Origin of the sequence: Herbaspirillum sp. CF444, assembly GCF_000282135.1 — a bacterium.
In the GTDB taxonomy this organism is placed as follows: domain Bacteria; phylum Pseudomonadota; class Gammaproteobacteria; order Burkholderiales; family Burkholderiaceae_D; genus Herbaspirillum.
The window spans coordinates 16,124-32,568 of the sequence record NZ_AKJW01000081.1 but is presented as its reverse complement, the minus strand read 5'-3'; the positions used below and the strand labels follow the sequence as shown (position 1 = coordinate 32,568).

Annotated in this window: 17 protein-coding genes; 16 read left to right on the top strand and 1 reads right to left on the bottom strand. The window is 62.2% G+C overall.

Features of this window, described 5'->3' with window-relative positions:
* Nucleotides 1–288: 288 nt before the first annotated feature.
* Nucleotides 289–963 (bottom strand): flagellar basal body L-ring protein FlgH, encoded by a 675-nt coding sequence (locus tag PMI16_RS18765; protein WP_007882428.1) that lies wholly within the window; start codon nucleotides 961–963, stop codon nucleotides 289–291.
* Between the two features lie 604 nt (nucleotides 964–1,567).
* Between PMI16_RS18765 and PMI16_RS18760 the strand changes: the two genes are divergently transcribed.
* The 16 genes from PMI16_RS18760 to PMI16_RS18685 all read left to right on the top strand — a co-directional run bounded on the left by PMI16_RS18760 (nucleotide 1,568) and on the right by PMI16_RS18685 (nucleotide 16,443).
* Entirely contained in the window at nucleotides 1,568–2,353 is a 786-nt protein-coding gene (locus tag PMI16_RS18760) for an ABC transporter ATP-binding protein (protein ID WP_007882427.1), read from the top strand.
* 176 nt (nucleotides 2,354–2,529) lie between these two features.
* Nucleotides 2,530–3,546, top strand: a complete 1,017-nt coding sequence (locus tag PMI16_RS18755) for an ABC transporter substrate-binding protein (protein WP_007882426.1) — start codon at nucleotides 2,530–2,532, stop codon at nucleotides 3,544–3,546.
* Entirely contained in the window at nucleotides 3,547–4,398 is an 852-nt protein-coding gene (locus PMI16_RS18750; protein WP_007882424.1) for an ABC transporter permease, read from the top strand.
* Nucleotides 4,399–4,412: 14 nt separating this feature from the next.
* Nucleotides 4,413–5,177, top strand: coding sequence for an SDR family oxidoreductase (locus PMI16_RS18745; RefSeq protein WP_007882423.1), 765 nt, complete (start codon nucleotides 4,413–4,415; stop codon nucleotides 5,175–5,177).
* Between the two features lie 44 nt (nucleotides 5,178–5,221).
* Nucleotides 5,222–5,761, top strand: coding sequence for a cupin domain-containing protein (locus tag PMI16_RS18740; RefSeq protein ID WP_007882420.1), 540 nt, complete (start codon nucleotides 5,222–5,224; stop codon nucleotides 5,759–5,761).
* A 37-nt stretch (nucleotides 5,762–5,798) separates the two neighbouring features.
* On the top strand, nucleotides 5,799–6,722 hold the full coding sequence (locus PMI16_RS18735) for an alpha/beta fold hydrolase (RefSeq protein WP_007882419.1): 924 nt from the start codon (nucleotides 5,799–5,801) through the stop codon (nucleotides 6,720–6,722).
* A gap of 8 nt (nucleotides 6,723–6,730) precedes the next feature.
* A complete protein-coding gene (locus PMI16_RS18730; protein ID WP_007882418.1) occupies nucleotides 6,731–7,576 on the top strand; it encodes an IclR family transcriptional regulator in 846 nt (281 codons plus the stop codon).
* A 5-nt stretch (nucleotides 7,577–7,581) separates the two neighbouring features.
* Entirely contained in the window at nucleotides 7,582–8,397 is an 816-nt protein-coding gene (locus PMI16_RS18725; protein WP_007882417.1) for an SDR family oxidoreductase, read from the top strand.
* Complete coding sequence (locus PMI16_RS18720) at nucleotides 8,390–10,156, top strand: thiamine pyrophosphate-binding protein (RefSeq protein WP_007882416.1); 1,767 nt, start codon at nucleotides 8,390–8,392, stop codon at nucleotides 10,154–10,156. The genes PMI16_RS18725 and PMI16_RS18720 overlap by 8 nt, the downstream gene beginning before the upstream one ends.
* Nucleotides 10,157–10,175: 19 nt before the next feature.
* Complete coding sequence (locus tag PMI16_RS18715) at nucleotides 10,176–10,976, top strand: aspartate dehydrogenase (protein WP_007882415.1); 801 nt, start codon at nucleotides 10,176–10,178, stop codon at nucleotides 10,974–10,976.
* Between the two features lie 19 nt (nucleotides 10,977–10,995).
* On the top strand, nucleotides 10,996–12,480 hold the full coding sequence (locus tag PMI16_RS18710) for an aldehyde dehydrogenase (RefSeq protein ID WP_007882414.1): 1,485 nt from the start codon (nucleotides 10,996–10,998) through the stop codon (nucleotides 12,478–12,480).
* Nucleotides 12,481–12,637: 157 nt separating this feature from the next.
* Nucleotides 12,638–13,609: a VOC family protein gene (locus tag PMI16_RS18705; RefSeq protein ID WP_007882413.1), complete on the top strand. Its 972-nt coding sequence runs from the start codon at nucleotides 12,638–12,640 to the stop codon at nucleotides 13,607–13,609.
* 17 nt (nucleotides 13,610–13,626) lie between these two features.
* Nucleotides 13,627–14,784, top strand: coding sequence for an FAD-dependent monooxygenase (locus PMI16_RS18700; protein WP_007882411.1), 1,158 nt, complete (start codon nucleotides 13,627–13,629; stop codon nucleotides 14,782–14,784).
* 11 nt (nucleotides 14,785–14,795) lie between these two features.
* Nucleotides 14,796–15,131 (top strand): hypothetical protein, encoded by a 336-nt coding sequence (locus PMI16_RS18695; protein ID WP_007882410.1) that lies wholly within the window; start codon nucleotides 14,796–14,798, stop codon nucleotides 15,129–15,131.
* Nucleotides 15,131–15,364, top strand: a complete 234-nt coding sequence (locus PMI16_RS18690) for a recombinase-like helix-turn-helix domain-containing protein (protein ID WP_007882409.1) — start codon at nucleotides 15,131–15,133, stop codon at nucleotides 15,362–15,364. Before PMI16_RS18695 ends, PMI16_RS18690 begins: the two co-directional genes overlap by 1 nt.
* A 32-nt stretch (nucleotides 15,365–15,396) precedes the next feature.
* Nucleotides 15,397–16,443 carry an aromatic ring-hydroxylating oxygenase subunit alpha gene (locus PMI16_RS18685; protein WP_007882408.1) on the top strand — a complete coding sequence of 349 codons (1,047 nt, stop codon included), beginning with the start codon at nucleotides 15,397–15,399 and terminating at the stop codon, nucleotides 16,441–16,443.
* Nucleotides 16,444–16,445: the final 2 nt, after the last annotated feature.

Sequence of the window (16,445 nt, the reverse complement as noted above, 5' to 3'; positions counted from 1 at the left end):
GGTGCAAATCGGATAAAGAGAAAAAATCTGTCTGAGCGAAGCGAGTTTATTTTTTCTCCCGATTTGCGCCTGCCGACGCCGGGAACCCCGAAGGGGCTACGACCCAGTTATGTTGGAGCAGGGCTCCAACCCTTCTTTTGCTTACTTTTCTTGGCGAAGCAAGAAAAGTGAGCGGCTGCCGGGCCGCCCCCCGGCGAAGGGTTGATCGAAGAAAGAACAGCATCAGCAACATCAAAGGGCAAGTCGGAACAAAACACGATTAACCATCCGCAACCAAGCCCTCCCCCATCACCAAAACGTCAAAATACCCCTGAAAAACTGCTGCATCCACCCCTGCGAATTGGCATCGGCGACGGTCCCTCCGCCAACTTGCTCCAGGCGAGCATCCGCCACATTGCTGGAAGAAACCACATTCCCTCCGCGAATATCGCGCGCTCGCACCACCCCCGAGAAGCGCAGGGTATTGATCGAGCCGTTCATGCCGATGCGCTTTTCGCCCGCGACCACCAGGTTGCCGTTGGGGAGGACTTCGATGATCGACACCATCAGGCTGCCGGTCATGCTGTTGGCATTGTCGGTCTGGCCGGTACCCTTGAACGAGTCGCTGCCGGACGCCGTCGCATTGATGTTGAAGACCGACGCCAGCAAGCCGCTCATCGATGAACCGGCGCCGGGGCCGACCTGTTTCAGGCTGGTGTCGCGGCTGTTGCTGGTGGTCGACTTGTTGCTGCCGGTGAGCGATTCGGAGATGTCGATCTTGAGGATGTCGCCGACGTAGTGCGTGGTCGATTCTTCAAACAGCTGCGCGCTGCTGACGCGGAAGATGGCGCCGTTGTTCTCGACGTTGGCGACCGGATAGGCCGGACGCACGCTGGTCGGTCCCTGCACCATCGGCGGCGGGCTGCTGCACGCGCTCAGTAAACACAGAAGTCCCGCTCCATAGGCAATGCGCTGCTGAATCATGATTTTCCCCCCGAAGACAAATCGATAGCCGACTGACGTGTAACAACCCTCGCGGCCATCATCGCGGCAAAGCCTGTAAGCGGAAGTTAATGTCTCGTAAATCAGGGAAAACCAATCTCAAGAATCGTGAAGGATGCTCAAGAAATATCAAGACGATCCGTATCGTCTGTTTTGCGCAAATTTCTCAACCGATGGCAAAGAGAAAATTGTCAATCTGACATCAATGCCTGCTCAAGCCTCTTTTCAAATCGTCTGGAATTGGTGCAGGCCGCACCGGTGCAGCGCGTCAGCGCGTTTCTTTGGTGAACAAATGTCTGAAATATGAGACAAAAATGATTGTTTTTAGATGGCATGCATCCTGCAATAGCTGGAAAACAGTTCTTATATAAATCATCAAACCATATATGAAACAAAAAGTGCTATCTTTTTGCGGAATATCTGCTATATTTGATCCGTATATCTCAAATTTGGTTTGTAGTTTTATATATGAGACAACTGGCGTTTGTGCCGCACCAGCCACCTACCGGTCGCCGGCTTCAGCAAATGTCACGTAATCAGGCGCGAGGGCGCCAAAGCAACAAGTAACTAACCAGCCAGAGGCAACATGATCGAAATCGAATTTCGCAACGTCGGCAAAAGCTTCGTCGACCGCCAGACTTCCCAGGCCCGCGCCGCGGTCACCAACGTCAATTTGTCGATTCGCAGCGGCGAAGTGGTTTCCATCATCGGCCCTTCCGGCTGCGGCAAGAGCACGCTGCTGAACATGGGCGCGGGTTTGTACCTGCCCACCTCCGGCGAAGTCATCGTCGGCGGCCAGCGCGTCACCAAGCCGGTCCGCAATGTCGCCTTCATGCTGCAAAAAGACTTGCTCATGCCATGGCGGAACATCCGTGCCAACGTCTCGCTCGGTCTGGAGATCGACGGCGTCAGCGCCGCCGAGCGCAAGCGCGTGGCCGACGAGCTGCTGGCCAAGTGCCACCTCAAGGGCTTCGAAGAACACTATCCCTACCAGCTGTCGGGCGGCATGCGCCAGCGCGCCGCACTGGCCCGCACGCTGGCGGTGGATCCGCAAGTGCTGCTGATGGACGAGCCGTTCTCGGCGCTGGACGCGCAGACCAAGATGGTCTTGCAGCAGGACCTGGCCAAGATGCTCTTTGAGAAGAAAAAGACCGCGCTCTTCATCACCCACGACCTGGTCGAAGCGATCGCCCTGTCGGACCGCCTGCTGGTCATGAGCGAACGTCCCGGCACCATCATCGAAGAGATCGAAGTCAACCTGCCTTTCCGCGACAACCCGCTGGAGCGCCGCAAGCTGCCGGAAATCGGCCCGCTGCAAGGCCGCCTGATGGAGTTGTTGAAGGTAGGCAAAGAAACCGCTGAATTGCACTAGCGCGACTAACAAGACGTCGCTGGCGGCGTTGCGATTCCCGGTCGTACAACCTGTGCTATCGCACTGTCTGCGGAAACGCGCCTTGCCACCAACGCCTTGTTAGCCGCGCTGAAGAAACAAGAACAGATGTCCAACATTCAACCCGATCACCACCGAACAATAGGAGTGAAGCAAGCATGAACAAATTTCTCGCCTCTTTCTGCAGCAAGCTGGTCCTGAGCGCCGCGGTTGCAACGACCCTGGCCGGCGCCACGCTGGCGCTGGTGCCGGGCATCGCCCAGGCTGCGCCGGAAGAAGTGACCTACCTGCTGCCGGCGCCGCCGAATTCGCCGGCCTTCGCACCATGGGTGCTGGCGCAGCACAAGGGTTACTACGCTGATGAAAACCTCAAGATCAATTTCATCGTCGCCAAGGGCGGCGTCGACGTTGCCAAGCAAATCGGCGCAGGCAACGCCATCATCGGCGGCGCCATCGGCGACACGCCCATCGTGGTGCGCGCCAACGGCATCCCGGTCAAAGCCATCGCCGTGCTCGGCGCCGGTTCGATCACCATGGTCGCCGCCAACGCCAACGAAAACATCAAGTCGCTCAAAGACCTCAAGGGCAAGACCGTGACCGTGATGTCGTACACCGACACGACTTATTACGCCTTCCTCGGCAGCCTCAAGACCGCCGGCCTGTCCAAGACCGACCTGCAGATCCAGGCCGCCGGTCCTGCGGGCGTGTGGCAGGTGTTCACTGCGGGCAAGGCCTCGGCGTTCGCCGGCGTGCCTGACTGGGTCGTGAACTCGACCGACGCCGGCGCCAAGGTCGAGCTGCTGGACAACGGCGGCTTCAAGAGCATGGCGCAAGCGATCCTGGCTTCCGACGACACCATCAAGAACAAGCCTGAGCTGTTGAAGCGCCTGGTGCGCGCCACCCTGCGCGGCATGCAAGACATCATGAAGGATCCGAAAGCCGCCGCCAACGACTACGTTGCCGCGCTGCCGGCCTACAAGGGCAAGGAAGCCAGCATCGAAGCGACCTTCGAGATGTATCGCAAGTATGTCTACGCCAACCAGAAGGTGTTGGGTCAGATCGACGCAACACGCATGGACAGCGTGCAAAAGTTTTATGTCAGCGAAGGCATCGTGACCAAGGCGACACCGGTCAGCGAACTCTTCACCAATCAATTCGTTGGAACAGCAAGATAAATGGATACCTCTACTACGGCCGCCGCCATGACTACGCCTGAGACCTCCGCCGCCGCCAAGCTCAAGCGACCTTTGCTGAACGAGCGCGCACGCACGGTGTGCGGCAGCCTGGTCGTGCTGGCCCTGTTCCTGGCGGCCTGGCAATGGGGCCCGGGCTGGCTCGGCATGCCGGAATACATCCTGCCGAACCTGTCGCACGTGCTCAGGGAATCGGTGGTCATGTGGAACAGCAACGACCTGCTGACCCACTTCGGCATCACGGCAATGGAAGTGGTGTTCGGCTTCCTGTTCGGCGCCTTGCTCGGTCTGGCGGTCGGCGTGGCGCTGGGTTTGTCGCCGCGCGCCGAAGCCATGCTGTCGCCCTACATCCTGGCCTTGCAGATTGCGCCCAAGGTTGCGTTCGCACCGCTGTTCGTGATGTGGCTCGGCTACACCATCTATCCGAAGATCATCGTCGCCGTGCTGATCGTGTTCTTCCCGATCATGATCAACGTGCTGTCGGCGATTCGCACCGTCGATCCCGACATGGTCAACCTGGTGCGCACGCTCAACGCGGGCCGCTGGCAGATCTTCCACCTCGTGGAATTCCGCTCGGCGCTGCCGGCCTTGTTCTCCGGCTTGCGTATCGCTTCGACCCTGTCCGTCATCGGCGTGACCGTCGGCGAACTGGTCGGCGGCAACCAGGGCCTCGGCTACCTGCTGGTGGACGGCGAAGGCCAGGGCAACACCGCTGCCGTGTTCGTCGCCATCTGCGCGCTGACGCTGATCGGTATCGTTACTTACGGCGTGGTGGTCTGGGCCGAGCGCCGCGTGCTGCACTACCTGCCTAAAGTGCACACCAGCACGGTCTGATGGAGCAATACGACATGAGCTCTTCCAATCAACTACTGGCCGGCCGCCGCATCCTGATCACCGGCGCGGCGCGCGGCCTCGGTCTGGCCTTCGCCACCGCGGTGGCGGAAGCTGGCGCCAGCGTGGCCATGGCCGACATCCTGCAAGACACCTTGCAGGCTGCGGTCGCCGATCTGCAAAAACGCGGCCTGAAAGTCGCCGGCTTCATCGTCGACCTGGCCGATCCGCTGTCCATCGACGCCTGCGCCAAGGAATCCACGCAATGGCTGGGCGGTCTCGACGGTCTGGTCAACAACGCGGCGATCACCAATTCCGGCGGCAAGACCACCGAGCAATTGTCGATCGAGATGTGGGACAAGGTCATGGACGTCAACGTGCGCGGCACCTGGCTGATGACCAACGCCTGCCTGCCGGCGTTGCGTCAATCCGGTCGCGGCAGCGTCGTCAACCTGTCGTCCGACACGCCGCTGTGGGGCGCCACCAACCTGCTGGCCTACGTCGCCAGCAAGAGCGCGGTGATCGGCATGACGCGCTCGCTGGCGCGCGAACTGGGCGGCGACAACATCACCGTCAACGCCGTCGCGCCGGGCCTGACGCTGGTCGAAGCCACCGAATACGTACCGAAGGAACGCCACCAGACTTACCACGACCACCGCGCCATCCAGCGCGACCAGTTGCCGGAAGACGTTTGCGGCGCCGTGATTTTCGCCTTGTCCGATTTGTCCCGCTTCTATACCGGACAAGTCATGGCCGTCAACGGCGGCTTCGTGATGAATTGATTGATTAACCGATTACGTTTCCCCGACCTACCAAGGAGAAAAGAATGACCGATATGTCCGAACAAAACAAGGTCCAGCGCAGCTGGGATCAGCCCGAAGGCAGCAGCTTCAGCGCCTGGATGGAATCGCGCGTGGCGCGCCTGTCGACCCGCAAGTACGACTGGGACGCGCTAAAGTTCCAGGCCGACTACGATCCGAAATACCGTCGCGCGCAAATGCGCTACATCGGTACCGGCGGCACCGGCGTGGCGGTTGACGCCAACGTGATCCCGTCCGAACATTTCACCTTCTCGACCATGATCATCCCGGCCGGCCACGAAGGTCCGCCGCATCTGCACATCGACGTCGAAGAAGTGTTTTTCGTGATGCGCGGCAAGCTCAAGCTGGTGCTGGAAAAAGACGGCGAACGTTTCGAAACCATCCTGACCGACCGCGACGTCGTCTCGATCCCGCCGGGCGTGTACCGCGAAGAGATCAACGTCGGCGACGAAGATGCGCTGATGTGCGTGATGCTGGGCGCGAAGAAGCCGATCACGCCGACCTATCCGCCGGAGCATCCGCTGGCTTCCATCAAGCGCGGTTAAGCGTTCATTAAGCATTCATCCAGACCGAGACCCGACCATGACCCCGCTCGCACCCGTCTCCGTGACCTGCGCCGAAAAGCTCAAGGATTCCCTGAGCCTGCTCGAAGGGCGCTTTACAGAAAGCACCGTCGATGTCGGCAAGAAAGACGGCAAGGACGACGACGACAGCCGCATCGTGTCCTACCGCACCTGCGGACGCGGTCCGGCCATCGTGCTGCTGCATGGCATCAGCTCGGGCGCGGCATCGTGGCTGCAATGCGCACTGCGCCTGGAGCAGGACGCGCAGGTGATCGCCTGGAACGCGCCCGGCTACGACCGTTCGACTTCGCTGCCGCAAATGCAGCCGAGCGCGGGCGACTATGCCGACCGGCTGGAGCTGTTCCTGGAAGCGCTGGGCATCAGCAATTGCGTGTTGGTCGGTCATTCGCTCGGCGCCATGATGGCGTCGGCCTATATCGGCAAAGGCTACAAGCGCGCCTCGCGCCTGCTGCTGATAAGCCCGGCGCAAGGTTACGGCAGCGAAGCCAGACGCGCACGCGGCGAACAGATCGCGCAAGAGCGCCTGGAAGTGCTGCGCACCATCGGCGTCGAAGGCATGGCCGAGCGCAGCCCGGCGCGCATGTTGTCGGCACAGGCCGGCGCTACCGAACGCGCCTGGGTGCGCTGGAACATCCAGTGGCTCAACCCGGCCGGCTACACGCAGGCGGTGCACATGCTGTGCGGCGACGACTTGCGCGCCTATGCGCCGCGCGACGTTCTCGGCGACGTGCCGGCCACGGTCTACTGCGGCGCCGACGACGTGGTCACCACGCCGGACGACAGCCGAGAATTGGCCTGGAATTTGAATTTGCCCTTCCATTTGATCGACAATGCGGGCCACGCCTGCTACATCGAACAACCGGGAGCGGTAGCAGCGGCCATACGTCACCAACTCAGTGGTCACCTTTACAAACTCAATTAAGAACAATCATGAACAAACCTGTGCTGCCAGAAGACGAATCGCAAGAGAAATATCTCGTACCGGGCCTGGAACGCGGCCTGCGCCTGCTGTGCGAATTCAGCCGTCAGGACAAGACCCTGTCCGCGCCGGAACTGGCGCGTCGTCTCGACGTGCCGCGCTCCACCGTATTCCGTTTGCTGACCACGCTGGAACGCATGGGCTTCGTTGAACGCAACGACGGCGGCCGCGACTATCGCCTCGGCATGGCCGTGCTGCGCCTCGGCTTCGAATACCTGGCCTCGCTGGAACTGACCGAAATCGGTCGCCCGCTGCTCGACCGCCTGCGCGACGAAATCGGTTACTCCTGCAACCTGGTCGTGCGCGACGGCCGCTCCATTGTGTACGTCGCCAAGTCGGTCACGCAAACCGCCTTCGCCAGCCACGTCAACGTCGGCACCCGCCTGCCGGCGCACGCCACCGTGCTCGGCCGCGTGCTGCTGGAAGACCTGACCCTGGCCGAACTGCGCGACCTGTATCCGGAAGAACACCTGGAAGTCTTCTCCAGCAACACACCGAAGACCGTGGTCGAACTGTTCGACATGGTGCAGAACGACAAGCAACGCGGCTACGTGCTGCAGGAAGGCTTCTTCGAAACCAGCATCTCCACCATCGCCGCACCGGTGCGCGATCACTCGGGCAAGGTGGTGGCCGCGATGGGTGCGACGATTCCGTCGCCGCACATCGACACCGACCAGCTCGACCTGATCGTGGTCAAGGTGCGCGACACCGCGAACGAACTGTCGCGCCTGCTCGACCATGCGCCGCAACAATCGGGCAAAGGCGCCGGCAAGGTCGTCAACATGTGGCGGGAGTAACAACAATGAGCATGATTCAACTCGAAGGCAAAGTCGCCGTCGTCACCGGCGGCTCTTCGGGCATCGGCCTGGCGACTGTCGAGCTGCTGCTCGAAGCCGGCGCGGCGGTCGCTTTCTGCGGCCGCAACCAGGAACGTCTGCAACAGGTGGAAGCGCAACTGCGCGCGCGCTTTCCGCAAGCGAAATTGTTTTCGTCGGTCTGCGACGTGCTGTCGCAAGAGCAGGTGCAAGCCTTCGCCGCCGCCGTGGAAGAGAAGCTCGGCGCGGTCTCGATGCTGGTCAACAACGCCGGCCAGGGCCGCGTGTCGACCTTTGCCGATACCGAAGATGCGGCCTGGACCGAAGAGCTGCGCCTGAAATTTTTCTCTGTGATCTATCCGACCCGCGCCTTTCAGCCGCAGTTGCAGCGCATGAGCGCCGCCCATGGCGGAGCCGCCGTGGTCTGCGTCAACTCGCTGCTGGCGATCCAGCCGGAGCCGCACATGGTGGCGACTTCCGCCGCGCGCGCCGGCATCCATAACCTGGTGCGCTCGCTGGCGACGGAATTCGCCACGCAAAAGATTCGCGTCAACGGCATTCTCATCGGCCTGGTGGAATCCGGCCAATGGCGTCGCCGTTACGAAGCGCGCACCGGCGCCGACCTCGACCTGTCCTGGGAACAATGGACGCAGGCGCTGGCGCAAAAAAAGAATATTCAACTCGGCCGTCTAGGTCGTCCACAGGAAGCCGCCCGCGCGATCGTTTTTCTCGCGACGCCGCTTTCTTCGTACACAACAGGCAGCCACATCGATGTTTCAGGAGGACTTTCCCGCCATGCTTAAGCAAACCCAACCAACAGAACAAGTAGAACAAGTCACCGTCGGCTGCGCCATCGCCGCCTTCCTCGAACAATGCGACGTCAAGGCGGCATTCGGTGTGATCTCGATCCACAACATGCCCATCCTCGACGCCTTCGGCGAGCGCGGCAAGATCCGTTTCATCCCGGCGCGCGGCGAAGCCGGCGGCGCCAACATGGCTGACTCGTATGCACGCACCACCGGCGGTCTGGGCGTCTGCCTGACTTCCACCGGTACCGCTGCCGGCAACGCCGCCGGCGCCATGGTCGAAGCACTGACCGCCGGCACGCCGCTGCTGCACCTGACCGGCCAGATCGAAACGCCTTACCTCGATCAAAGCCTCGCGTATATCCACGAAGCGCCGGATCAATTGTCGATGTTGAAGGCGATCTCCAAGGCCGCCTTCCGCATCCGCAGCACCGACACCGCCGTCAGCACCATCAAGCTGGCCGTGCAAACCGCGCTGACCCCGCCGATGGGTCCGGTCAGCGTCGAGATTCCCATCGACATCCAGGCGGCGCTGATCCCGATGCCGTCCGATCTGCGCCCGTTGCCGATCGCCGTGCAGGCGCCCTCCGAACACGCGCTCGACGAACTGGCCGGGCGTCTGCTGAAAGCCAGGCGTCCGCTGCTGTGGCTGGGCGGCGGTGCGCGCCAGGCCGGCAAGCAAGTGCGGCGCCTGCTCGACCTCGGCTTCGGCGTGGTCACCAGCACGCAAGGGCGCGGCATCGTGGCGGAAGACGATCCACGCTCGCTCGGTTCGTTCAATCTGCACAAGCCGGTCGAAAATTTCTACCAGACCTGTGACGCCGTCGTCGTGATCGGCTCGCGCCTGCGCGGCAACGAAACCCTGAAGTACGAACTGAAACTGCCGCGTCCGCTGTACCGCATCGACGCCGATCCGTCGGCGGAAGGCCGCTGCTACAACAGCGACTACTTCGTCTGCGGCGATGCTGCGCTGGCGCTGGAAGGCCTGGCCGATCGTCTCGCGAAGCAGAAGAATGCGATGAAAGTCGACCCGGCCTTTATCGGTGACCTGCAAAAGGCGCGCGATGCCGCCGTCGCCGGCTTGGTCGACGGTCTCGGTCCTTACAGCGCGCTGGTCGAGCAAGTACAAAAAGCCGCCGGCCGCAAGTTCAACTGGGTGCGCGACGTCACCGTGTCGAACAGCACCTGGGGCAATCGTTACCTGCGCATCTTCGATCCGCTGGCCGGCGTGCATGCGCTCGGCGGCGGCATCGGCCAGGGCCTGGCGATGGGCATCGGCGCCGCCATCGGCGCAGCGGTGACCGCCTCCGGCAAGAAAACCTTCACGCTGGCCGGCGACGGCGGCTTCATCCTGAATCTGGGCGAACTCGCGACGGCCGTGCAAGAGAAGGCCGACATGGTCATCGTGCTGATGAACGACAAGGGCTACGGCGTCATCAAGAACATCCAAGACGTGCAATACGGCGGCCGCCGCCACTACGTCGACCTGCACACGCCGGACTACGCGCAACTGTCGCAGGCACTGAGCCTGCGCCACACCCGCGTGAGCAACCTGGCCGAGGTTGAAGGCGCATTGAAGACCGCATTGTCCGCGCCCGGTCCTTTCCTGCTCGAAATCGACATGCTGACCATCGGCAGCTTCAAGACGGCGTTTGCCGGTCCGCCGGTGACGGAAAAAGCGGCAGCGGAAGCCGCAGCCGCTTCCATCGCCACGAGCAAAACTGCCGCAGCTACAACCGCAGCCGCAGCCGTCTGAAGAGATTAAGGAGAAACCCATGCTGCATGTTTCGATGATCGGTTGCGGCGCCATCGGCGTCGGCGTGATGGAGCTGCTGAAAAGCGATCCGGAAGTCGCCTTCGATGTCGTCATCGTCCCGGAAGCCAACATGGCGAACGCCCGCACCGTGGTGTCGTCGCTGGCCCCCAAGGCGCGCGTCGAGACTCGTCTCGGCGAGGACCGTCCCGATCTGCTGATCGAATGCGCCGGTCATCAGGCGATCGAAGAGCACATCATCCCGGCGCTGCTGCGCGGCATTCCCTGCATGGTGGTGTCCATCGGCGCGCTGTCGGAGCCAGGCCTGGTCGAAAAGCTGGAAGCCGCGGCACGCGAAGGCAAGACCCAGGTGCAATTGCTGTCGGGCGCGATCGGCGCCATCGATGCCTTGTCGGCGGCGCGCGTCGGCGGTCTGGAGTCGGTGGTCTACACCGGCCGCAAGCCGCCCAACGCGTGGAAAGACACGCCGGCCGACGGTCCGTTCGACCTTGCCAATCTGACTGTGGCGACGGTGATCTTCGAAGGCACCGCACGTGAAGCGGCGCGCCTGTATCCGAAGAACGCCAACGTTGCCGCGACGCTGTCGCTGGCCGGTCTCGGCCTCGATCACACGCAGGTGCGCCTGTACGCCGATCCGGGCGTGACCGAGAACGTGCATCACGTCGAAGCCAAGGGCGAGTTCGGCGGCTTCGAACTGACCATGCGCGGCAAGCCGCTGGCGGCCAATCCGAAAACCTCGGCGCTGACCGTATTCAGCGTGGTGCGTGCGCTTGGCAATCGTGCGCATGCGCTGTCCATTTAAGTGACGTGAACAACCAATCATGACCGAACTGAATCTCAACGAAACGCTGCCCATCTGCGTCGCTGGCGAATGGCGCCTCGGCGGCGGCGACCGCTACGCCACGCTGTACCCGGCCACCGGCGAAGCCGTCGCTTATCTGAACGCCGCCAGCGTGGCCGACGTCGAAGAAGCCATCGTCGGCGCCGACAAAGCTTTCCGCACCAGCGGCTGGGCGCAGAAGAAGCCGCATGAACGCGCCATCGTCCTGTATCGCGTCGCGCAACTGATCCGCGAACGCGGCGAAGCATTGGCGCAACGTCAGCGTCTCGACAACGGCAAGCCGATTACCGAGACCCGCAATCTGGTCGGCAGCGCCGCTGCAACGTTTCAATTCTTTGCCGCCGCTTGCGAAACGCTGGAAGAAACCATCACGCCGATGCGCGGCGACAACCTGACCATGAGCGTCTACGAACCCATGGGCGTGGTCGCTGCGATCACGCCGTGGAATTCGCCGATCGCCAGCGAAGCGCAAAAGATGGCGCCGGCGCTGGCCGCCGGCAACGCCGTGGTGGTCAAGCCTGCCGAAGTCACGCCATTGATGGCGCTGGAATTGGCGAAAATCTGCGAAGAAGCCGGCGTGCCGAAAGGCCTCATCAGCGTCTTGCCCGGCAAGGGCTCGGTGATCGGCGACGCCATCACGCTGCATCCGCTGGTCAAGCGCGTGTCCTTCACCGGCGGCACCACCACCGGCAAGCACATCGCCCACATCGCCGCCGACAAGATGATGCCGGTCTCACTGGAATTGGGCGGCAAGTCGCCGACCATGGTGTTCGAAGACGCCGACCTCGACCACGCCGTGGCCGGCGTGCTGTACGGTATTTTCAGCAGCTCGGGCGAGTCCTGTATCGCCGGCTCGCGCCTGTTCGTGGCGCGCGGCATCTACGACAGTTTCATGGAACGCCTGGCGGCAGGCGCGGCGGCATTGCGCGTCGGCGATCCTGCCGACGAGCGCACGCAAATGGGCCCGCTGATCACCGCACGCCATCGCGAAGGCATCGAATCCTACGTCTCCATCGGCGTCGCCGACGGCGGCCGCATCCGCACCGGCGGTACGCGTCTTGCAGGCGATCAGTTTGCACGCGGTTACTACTACTCGCCGACCATCATCGAAGGCGTCACCAACGATCAGCGCATCTGCCAGGAAGAAATTTTCGGACCGGTGCTGGTGGCAATGCCGTTCGACGACGAAGAAGACCTGATCGCGCAAGCCAACGACAGCGTGTATGCGCTGGCGGCCGGCATCTGGACACGCGACTACAAGAAGGCCTGGCGTTTCGGCCGTGCGGTACAGGCCGGCAACGTGTGGATCAATACGTATAAACAGTTTTCGATTTCGACGCCGTTCGGCGGCTGGCGCGACAGCGGCCTCGGACGCGAAAAGGGCCGCCTCGGCATCCTGCAATACATGGAGCAGAAGAGCATGTATTGGGGGCTGAACGAGAACCCGTTGCCGTGGGCGGGTTGAGGCGAATGCATTAACGACGCTGGGTCCTGACGTTCGTCAGGACGACAGTGAAATCAGGAATGATGTTGGCGCAACAAGCCGTCGTCCCAGCGAACGCTGGGACCCAGTGTCGTAAAGCACCGGACGGCGAGCGCAAACAGGAAGTCAGGAGAAATAAATGGATGTACTAGGAATCGACGAAATCACTTACGGCGCGGACGACTTGCCGACTTGCCGCCAGTTCTTCCTCGACTGGGGCATGACGCTGGCGCAGGAGAGCGCCGAGGCTTTGGTGTTCGAATCGCAAAACGGCTGCCGCGTGATCGTGCGCAGCAGCGCCGATCCGTCATTGCCGCCGGCTATCGAAGCCGGCCCGACGCTGCGTGAAGTGGTGTGGGGCGTATCGTCGGCAGAGGTTCTGCCGAAATTTGCAGAACGCATCAAGGATCTGCCCGATTACATCAACGACGGCAAGCGCGTCGGCTGTACCGATCCGAACGGCCTGGCCGTGCGCTTCCAGGTTTCGCAAAAGCGCGACGTCAAGGTCGAATGCGCCACCATGAACACCTGGAATGAAAAGAACCGCATCAACCAGCGCAGCCCGGTGTACGACCACGCCTCGCCGATCGAAGTCGGCCACGTCGTGTTCTTCGTCAAGGACGTCAAGGCCTGCGAAAAATTCTACTGCGAGAACTTCGGCTTCGTGCCGTCCGACCGTTATCCGGAGCGCGGCGCTTTCCTGCGTTGCGCCGACGTCGGCGGCCACCACGACATCTTCCTGCTGCAGCCGCCGGAAGCGCGTGCGGGCCTGAACCACGTCGCCTTCACCGTGCGCGATATTCACGAAGTGTTCGGCGGCGGCATGCACATGTCGCGCAAGGGCTGGGACACGCAACTGGGCCCGGGGCGTCATCCGATCTCGTCGGCGTATTTCTGGTACTTCAAGAACCCCGCCGGCGGCTTGATCGAGTACTACGCCGACGAAGACCAGCTCGACGCCGGCTGGGAGCCGCGCGATTTCGAACCGGGTCCCACCGTGTTCGCCGAATGGGCGATCGACGGCGGCATCGACGGCAACACGCGTCGTCAAAAGAATGCACAGGGGCCGACAGGAAAATTCCTGACCGACCGTCAGCCGACACACAAGTAAGCGGAGCGAACACAATAATGTCTTCTTTCAAAATCGGTATTCTCGGTGCCGGCATCGGCGGTCTGACCGCCGCCATCGCGCTGCATCGCGCCGGCCACGACGTGGTGGTGTATGAACAGTCCAAGCAATTCCTGCGCGTCGGCGCCGACATCAATCTCACCCCAAATGCCGTGCGCGCATTGGACGGCCTCGGCATCGGTGAAGCAGTGCGCCGCACCGCCGCGCGTCCGACTCATCGCATCAGCCGTACCTGGGACAGCGGCGAAGAAACTTCGCGCCTGGAAATGGGCGACACCGCCGAGAAGAAATACGGCGCGCCGCAACTGACCATCCATCGCGCCGACCTGCTGGCGGCATTGGCCGAAGTATTTCCGGCCGAACGCGTGCAGTTCGCCAAGCGCGCGGAAACCATCACGGAAGGCGCACAAGGCATCACGCTGAACTTCACCGACGGCACTACCGACAAGGTCGACGTGCTGATCGGCGGCGACGGCATCCACTCCGCCGTGCGCAGCGCCATGTTCGGCAAGGAAAGCCCGCGCTTCACCGGCGTGGTCGCCTTCCGCGCCGTGATCCCGGCCGACAGCGTGGCGCAGGTGCCGAACCTGCAAGCCTTCACCAAATGGTGGGGCCCGAATCCGGAAAGCCAGATCGTCACCTTCCCGCTCAACTGCGGCAAAGACATTTTCATCTTCGCCACCACCGCGCAAGAAACCTGGCATCTCGAATCGTGGACCACGCCGGGCAGCGTGCAGGAACTGCGCGACAGCTACGCCGGTTTCCATCCCGACGCCACCGCGCTGCTGGACGCCTGCGACGAAGTATTGAAGACCGCGCTGTATGAACGCGATCCGCTGCCGCACTGGTCCAAGGGCCGCATGACGCTGCTGGGCGACGCCAGCCATCCGATGATGCCGTTCATGGCGCAAGGCGCCGGCATGGCGATCGAAGATGCGGTGGTGCTGGCGCGTTGCCTGGAAAAAGTGGCGACCATCGACGGCATAGCCGAGGCGCTGCAAACCTATCAGGAACTGCGCCTGGAACGCACCAGCAAGATCCAGATCGGTTCGCGCGGCAACAACTGGCTGCGCGAAGGCGGCAATGCGGATTGGGTGTACGGCTACGACGCCTGGTCGGTTCCGCTTGAAGTGGAAACTGACGCGGAAACGGTCTGAGGGTCCGAGTGATGAGCGACACCGACAACAAGTTCGAGCTGATGCTGCTGACCGTGCTGCTCAGGCACGATCAGTCGAAGAATCTGGAAGACATCCAGGCGCACATGAAGAAGGTCGGCTGGTGGGATCGCTTTCCCGTCGAAGGCACGCGCGTGGTGTCGTGGACCGTGGCCATGGGTCTGGGCCAGATCGTCACGCTGGAATTGCCGCCGGCCTTGCTGCCGCTGGTGAACGTGGAGCTGGAACGTTCCGCCTGGGGCGTGTTCCGCACGGAATGCTACCCGACTTACGATTTTGTACCTGTGCGTGAGCGTATTCGCGAGCGCGTCAAGAATGGAGGCCAATAATGGTTGCAACAGTCACAGAGGTTTATCTCAATCCGCATCAGGCGCGTCGTCGTGCGCCGACCCAGTATGAAGATCTGTTGGGCGATTCCATCGAGCGTGCGTATGGCGCCGGCATCACCGAGCTGGCGGCGTTGGTCGCGCATCTCAATCGCACCGGCCCCGGCTGTCCGTACAACAACGGCGTCTGGACCGAAGCCAATTATCAAGAAGAGATTGCTCGCCTGGCGGCTTAAGCCGGCGACCTCTACCCTCAGGAGAATAGTCAATGAGAACGACAGCCAATGATCCGGTCGACGCGGTCCTCGCCGTTGGATTGAAAGATTTGTGGTACCCGATTTGCCCGTCCGAATTCGTCGCCGAGCGCCCCGTGTCGCTGCGCCGCCTGGGCAAGAAATTCGTGCTCTGGCGCGAAGCCAATGGCGCCCTGCATGCGCTGGAAGATCACTGTCCGCACCGCGGCGCGCCGCTGTCCATGGGTATCGCCATGGGCGACCGCATCGCCTGCGGCTACCACGGCGTGCAAGTGCGTTTCGACGGCGTCGTCATGAGCGTGCCCGGCAGCCCGGGCTGCAAACTGGAAGGCGCCAAAGCCACCCGTTCGTATCACGTCACCGAAGCCTGCGGCGCGATCTTCCTGTTCAACGCCGGCAGCGACATCGCCGAACCGCCGCCGCTGCGCCTGCCGGAAGAACTGACCAGCCCCGAGTATTCCAACTTCCTCTGCTACACCGAATGGAAGGGCGACTACCGCTACGTGCTGGACAACGTCATGGACCCGATGCACGGCACCTTCCTGCACAAGCAATCGCATTCGATGGCCGAAGGCGACAACACCGCCTCGTTCGGCATCCGTGAAACCGACATCGGCTTCATCTTCGAAAAAGAAGGCCAGCGCGACGTCAACTTCGACTGGACCGAATGGGCCGACACCGATTTGCACTGGATGCGCCTGGCGATCCCGTATCCGAAGACCGGCGGTCCGGGCGGCAGCTTCTACATCGTCGGCAGCTATACGCCCATCGTCGACAACATCGCCGCCGTCTTCCACTGGCGTTGCCGCAAGCTGAGCGGCTGGCAAAAGGACACCTGGCGCTTCCTCTATCGCAACCGCCTGGAAGCGCGTCACTGGAACGTGCTGGAGCAGGACCGCGCGGTGCTGGAAGTGATGGAGCCGGACGCCAACCAGCGCGAGATGCTGTACCAGCACGACATGGGTATCGTGCGTCTGCGCCGCCACATGCGCAACCTCGCCAAGGAACAGCTGGCGAAGGAAGAAGCGGCGCAGGAAAACAAGTCGGCCAAGGCAGCGTAGGT

Coding starts and splice junctions, on each gene's coding strand:
- PMI16_RS18750 (WP_007882424.1), top strand. CDS start 3,547: ATGGATACCTCTACTACGGCCGCCGCCATGACTACGCCTGAGACCTCC.
- PMI16_RS18710 (WP_007882414.1), top strand. CDS start 10,996: ATGACCGAACTGAATCTCAACGAAACGCTGCCCATCTGCGTCGCTGGC.
- PMI16_RS18720 (WP_007882416.1), top strand. CDS start 8,390: ATGCTTAAGCAAACCCAACCAACAGAACAAGTAGAACAAGTCACCGTC.
- PMI16_RS18765 (WP_007882428.1), bottom strand. CDS start 963: ATGATTCAGCAGCGCATTGCCTATGGAGCGGGACTTCTGTGTTTACTG.
- PMI16_RS18715 (WP_007882415.1), top strand. CDS start 10,176: ATGCTGCATGTTTCGATGATCGGTTGCGGCGCCATCGGCGTCGGCGTG.
- PMI16_RS18705 (WP_007882413.1), top strand. CDS start 12,638: ATGGATGTACTAGGAATCGACGAAATCACTTACGGCGCGGACGACTTG.
- PMI16_RS18685 (WP_007882408.1), top strand. CDS start 15,397: ATGAGAACGACAGCCAATGATCCGGTCGACGCGGTCCTCGCCGTTGGA.
- PMI16_RS18730 (WP_007882418.1), top strand. CDS start 6,731: ATGAACAAACCTGTGCTGCCAGAAGACGAATCGCAAGAGAAATATCTC.
- PMI16_RS18735 (WP_007882419.1), top strand. CDS start 5,799: ATGACCCCGCTCGCACCCGTCTCCGTGACCTGCGCCGAAAAGCTCAAG.
- PMI16_RS18690 (WP_007882409.1), top strand. CDS start 15,131: ATGGTTGCAACAGTCACAGAGGTTTATCTCAATCCGCATCAGGCGCGT.
- PMI16_RS18695 (WP_007882410.1), top strand. CDS start 14,796: ATGAGCGACACCGACAACAAGTTCGAGCTGATGCTGCTGACCGTGCTG.
- PMI16_RS18725 (WP_007882417.1), top strand. CDS start 7,582: ATGAGCATGATTCAACTCGAAGGCAAAGTCGCCGTCGTCACCGGCGGC.
- PMI16_RS18755 (WP_007882426.1), top strand. CDS start 2,530: ATGAACAAATTTCTCGCCTCTTTCTGCAGCAAGCTGGTCCTGAGCGCC.
- PMI16_RS18745 (WP_007882423.1), top strand. CDS start 4,413: ATGAGCTCTTCCAATCAACTACTGGCCGGCCGCCGCATCCTGATCACC.
- PMI16_RS18740 (WP_007882420.1), top strand. CDS start 5,222: ATGACCGATATGTCCGAACAAAACAAGGTCCAGCGCAGCTGGGATCAG.
- PMI16_RS18760 (WP_007882427.1), top strand. CDS start 1,568: ATGATCGAAATCGAATTTCGCAACGTCGGCAAAAGCTTCGTCGACCGC.
- PMI16_RS18700 (WP_007882411.1), top strand. CDS start 13,627: ATGTCTTCTTTCAAAATCGGTATTCTCGGTGCCGGCATCGGCGGTCTG.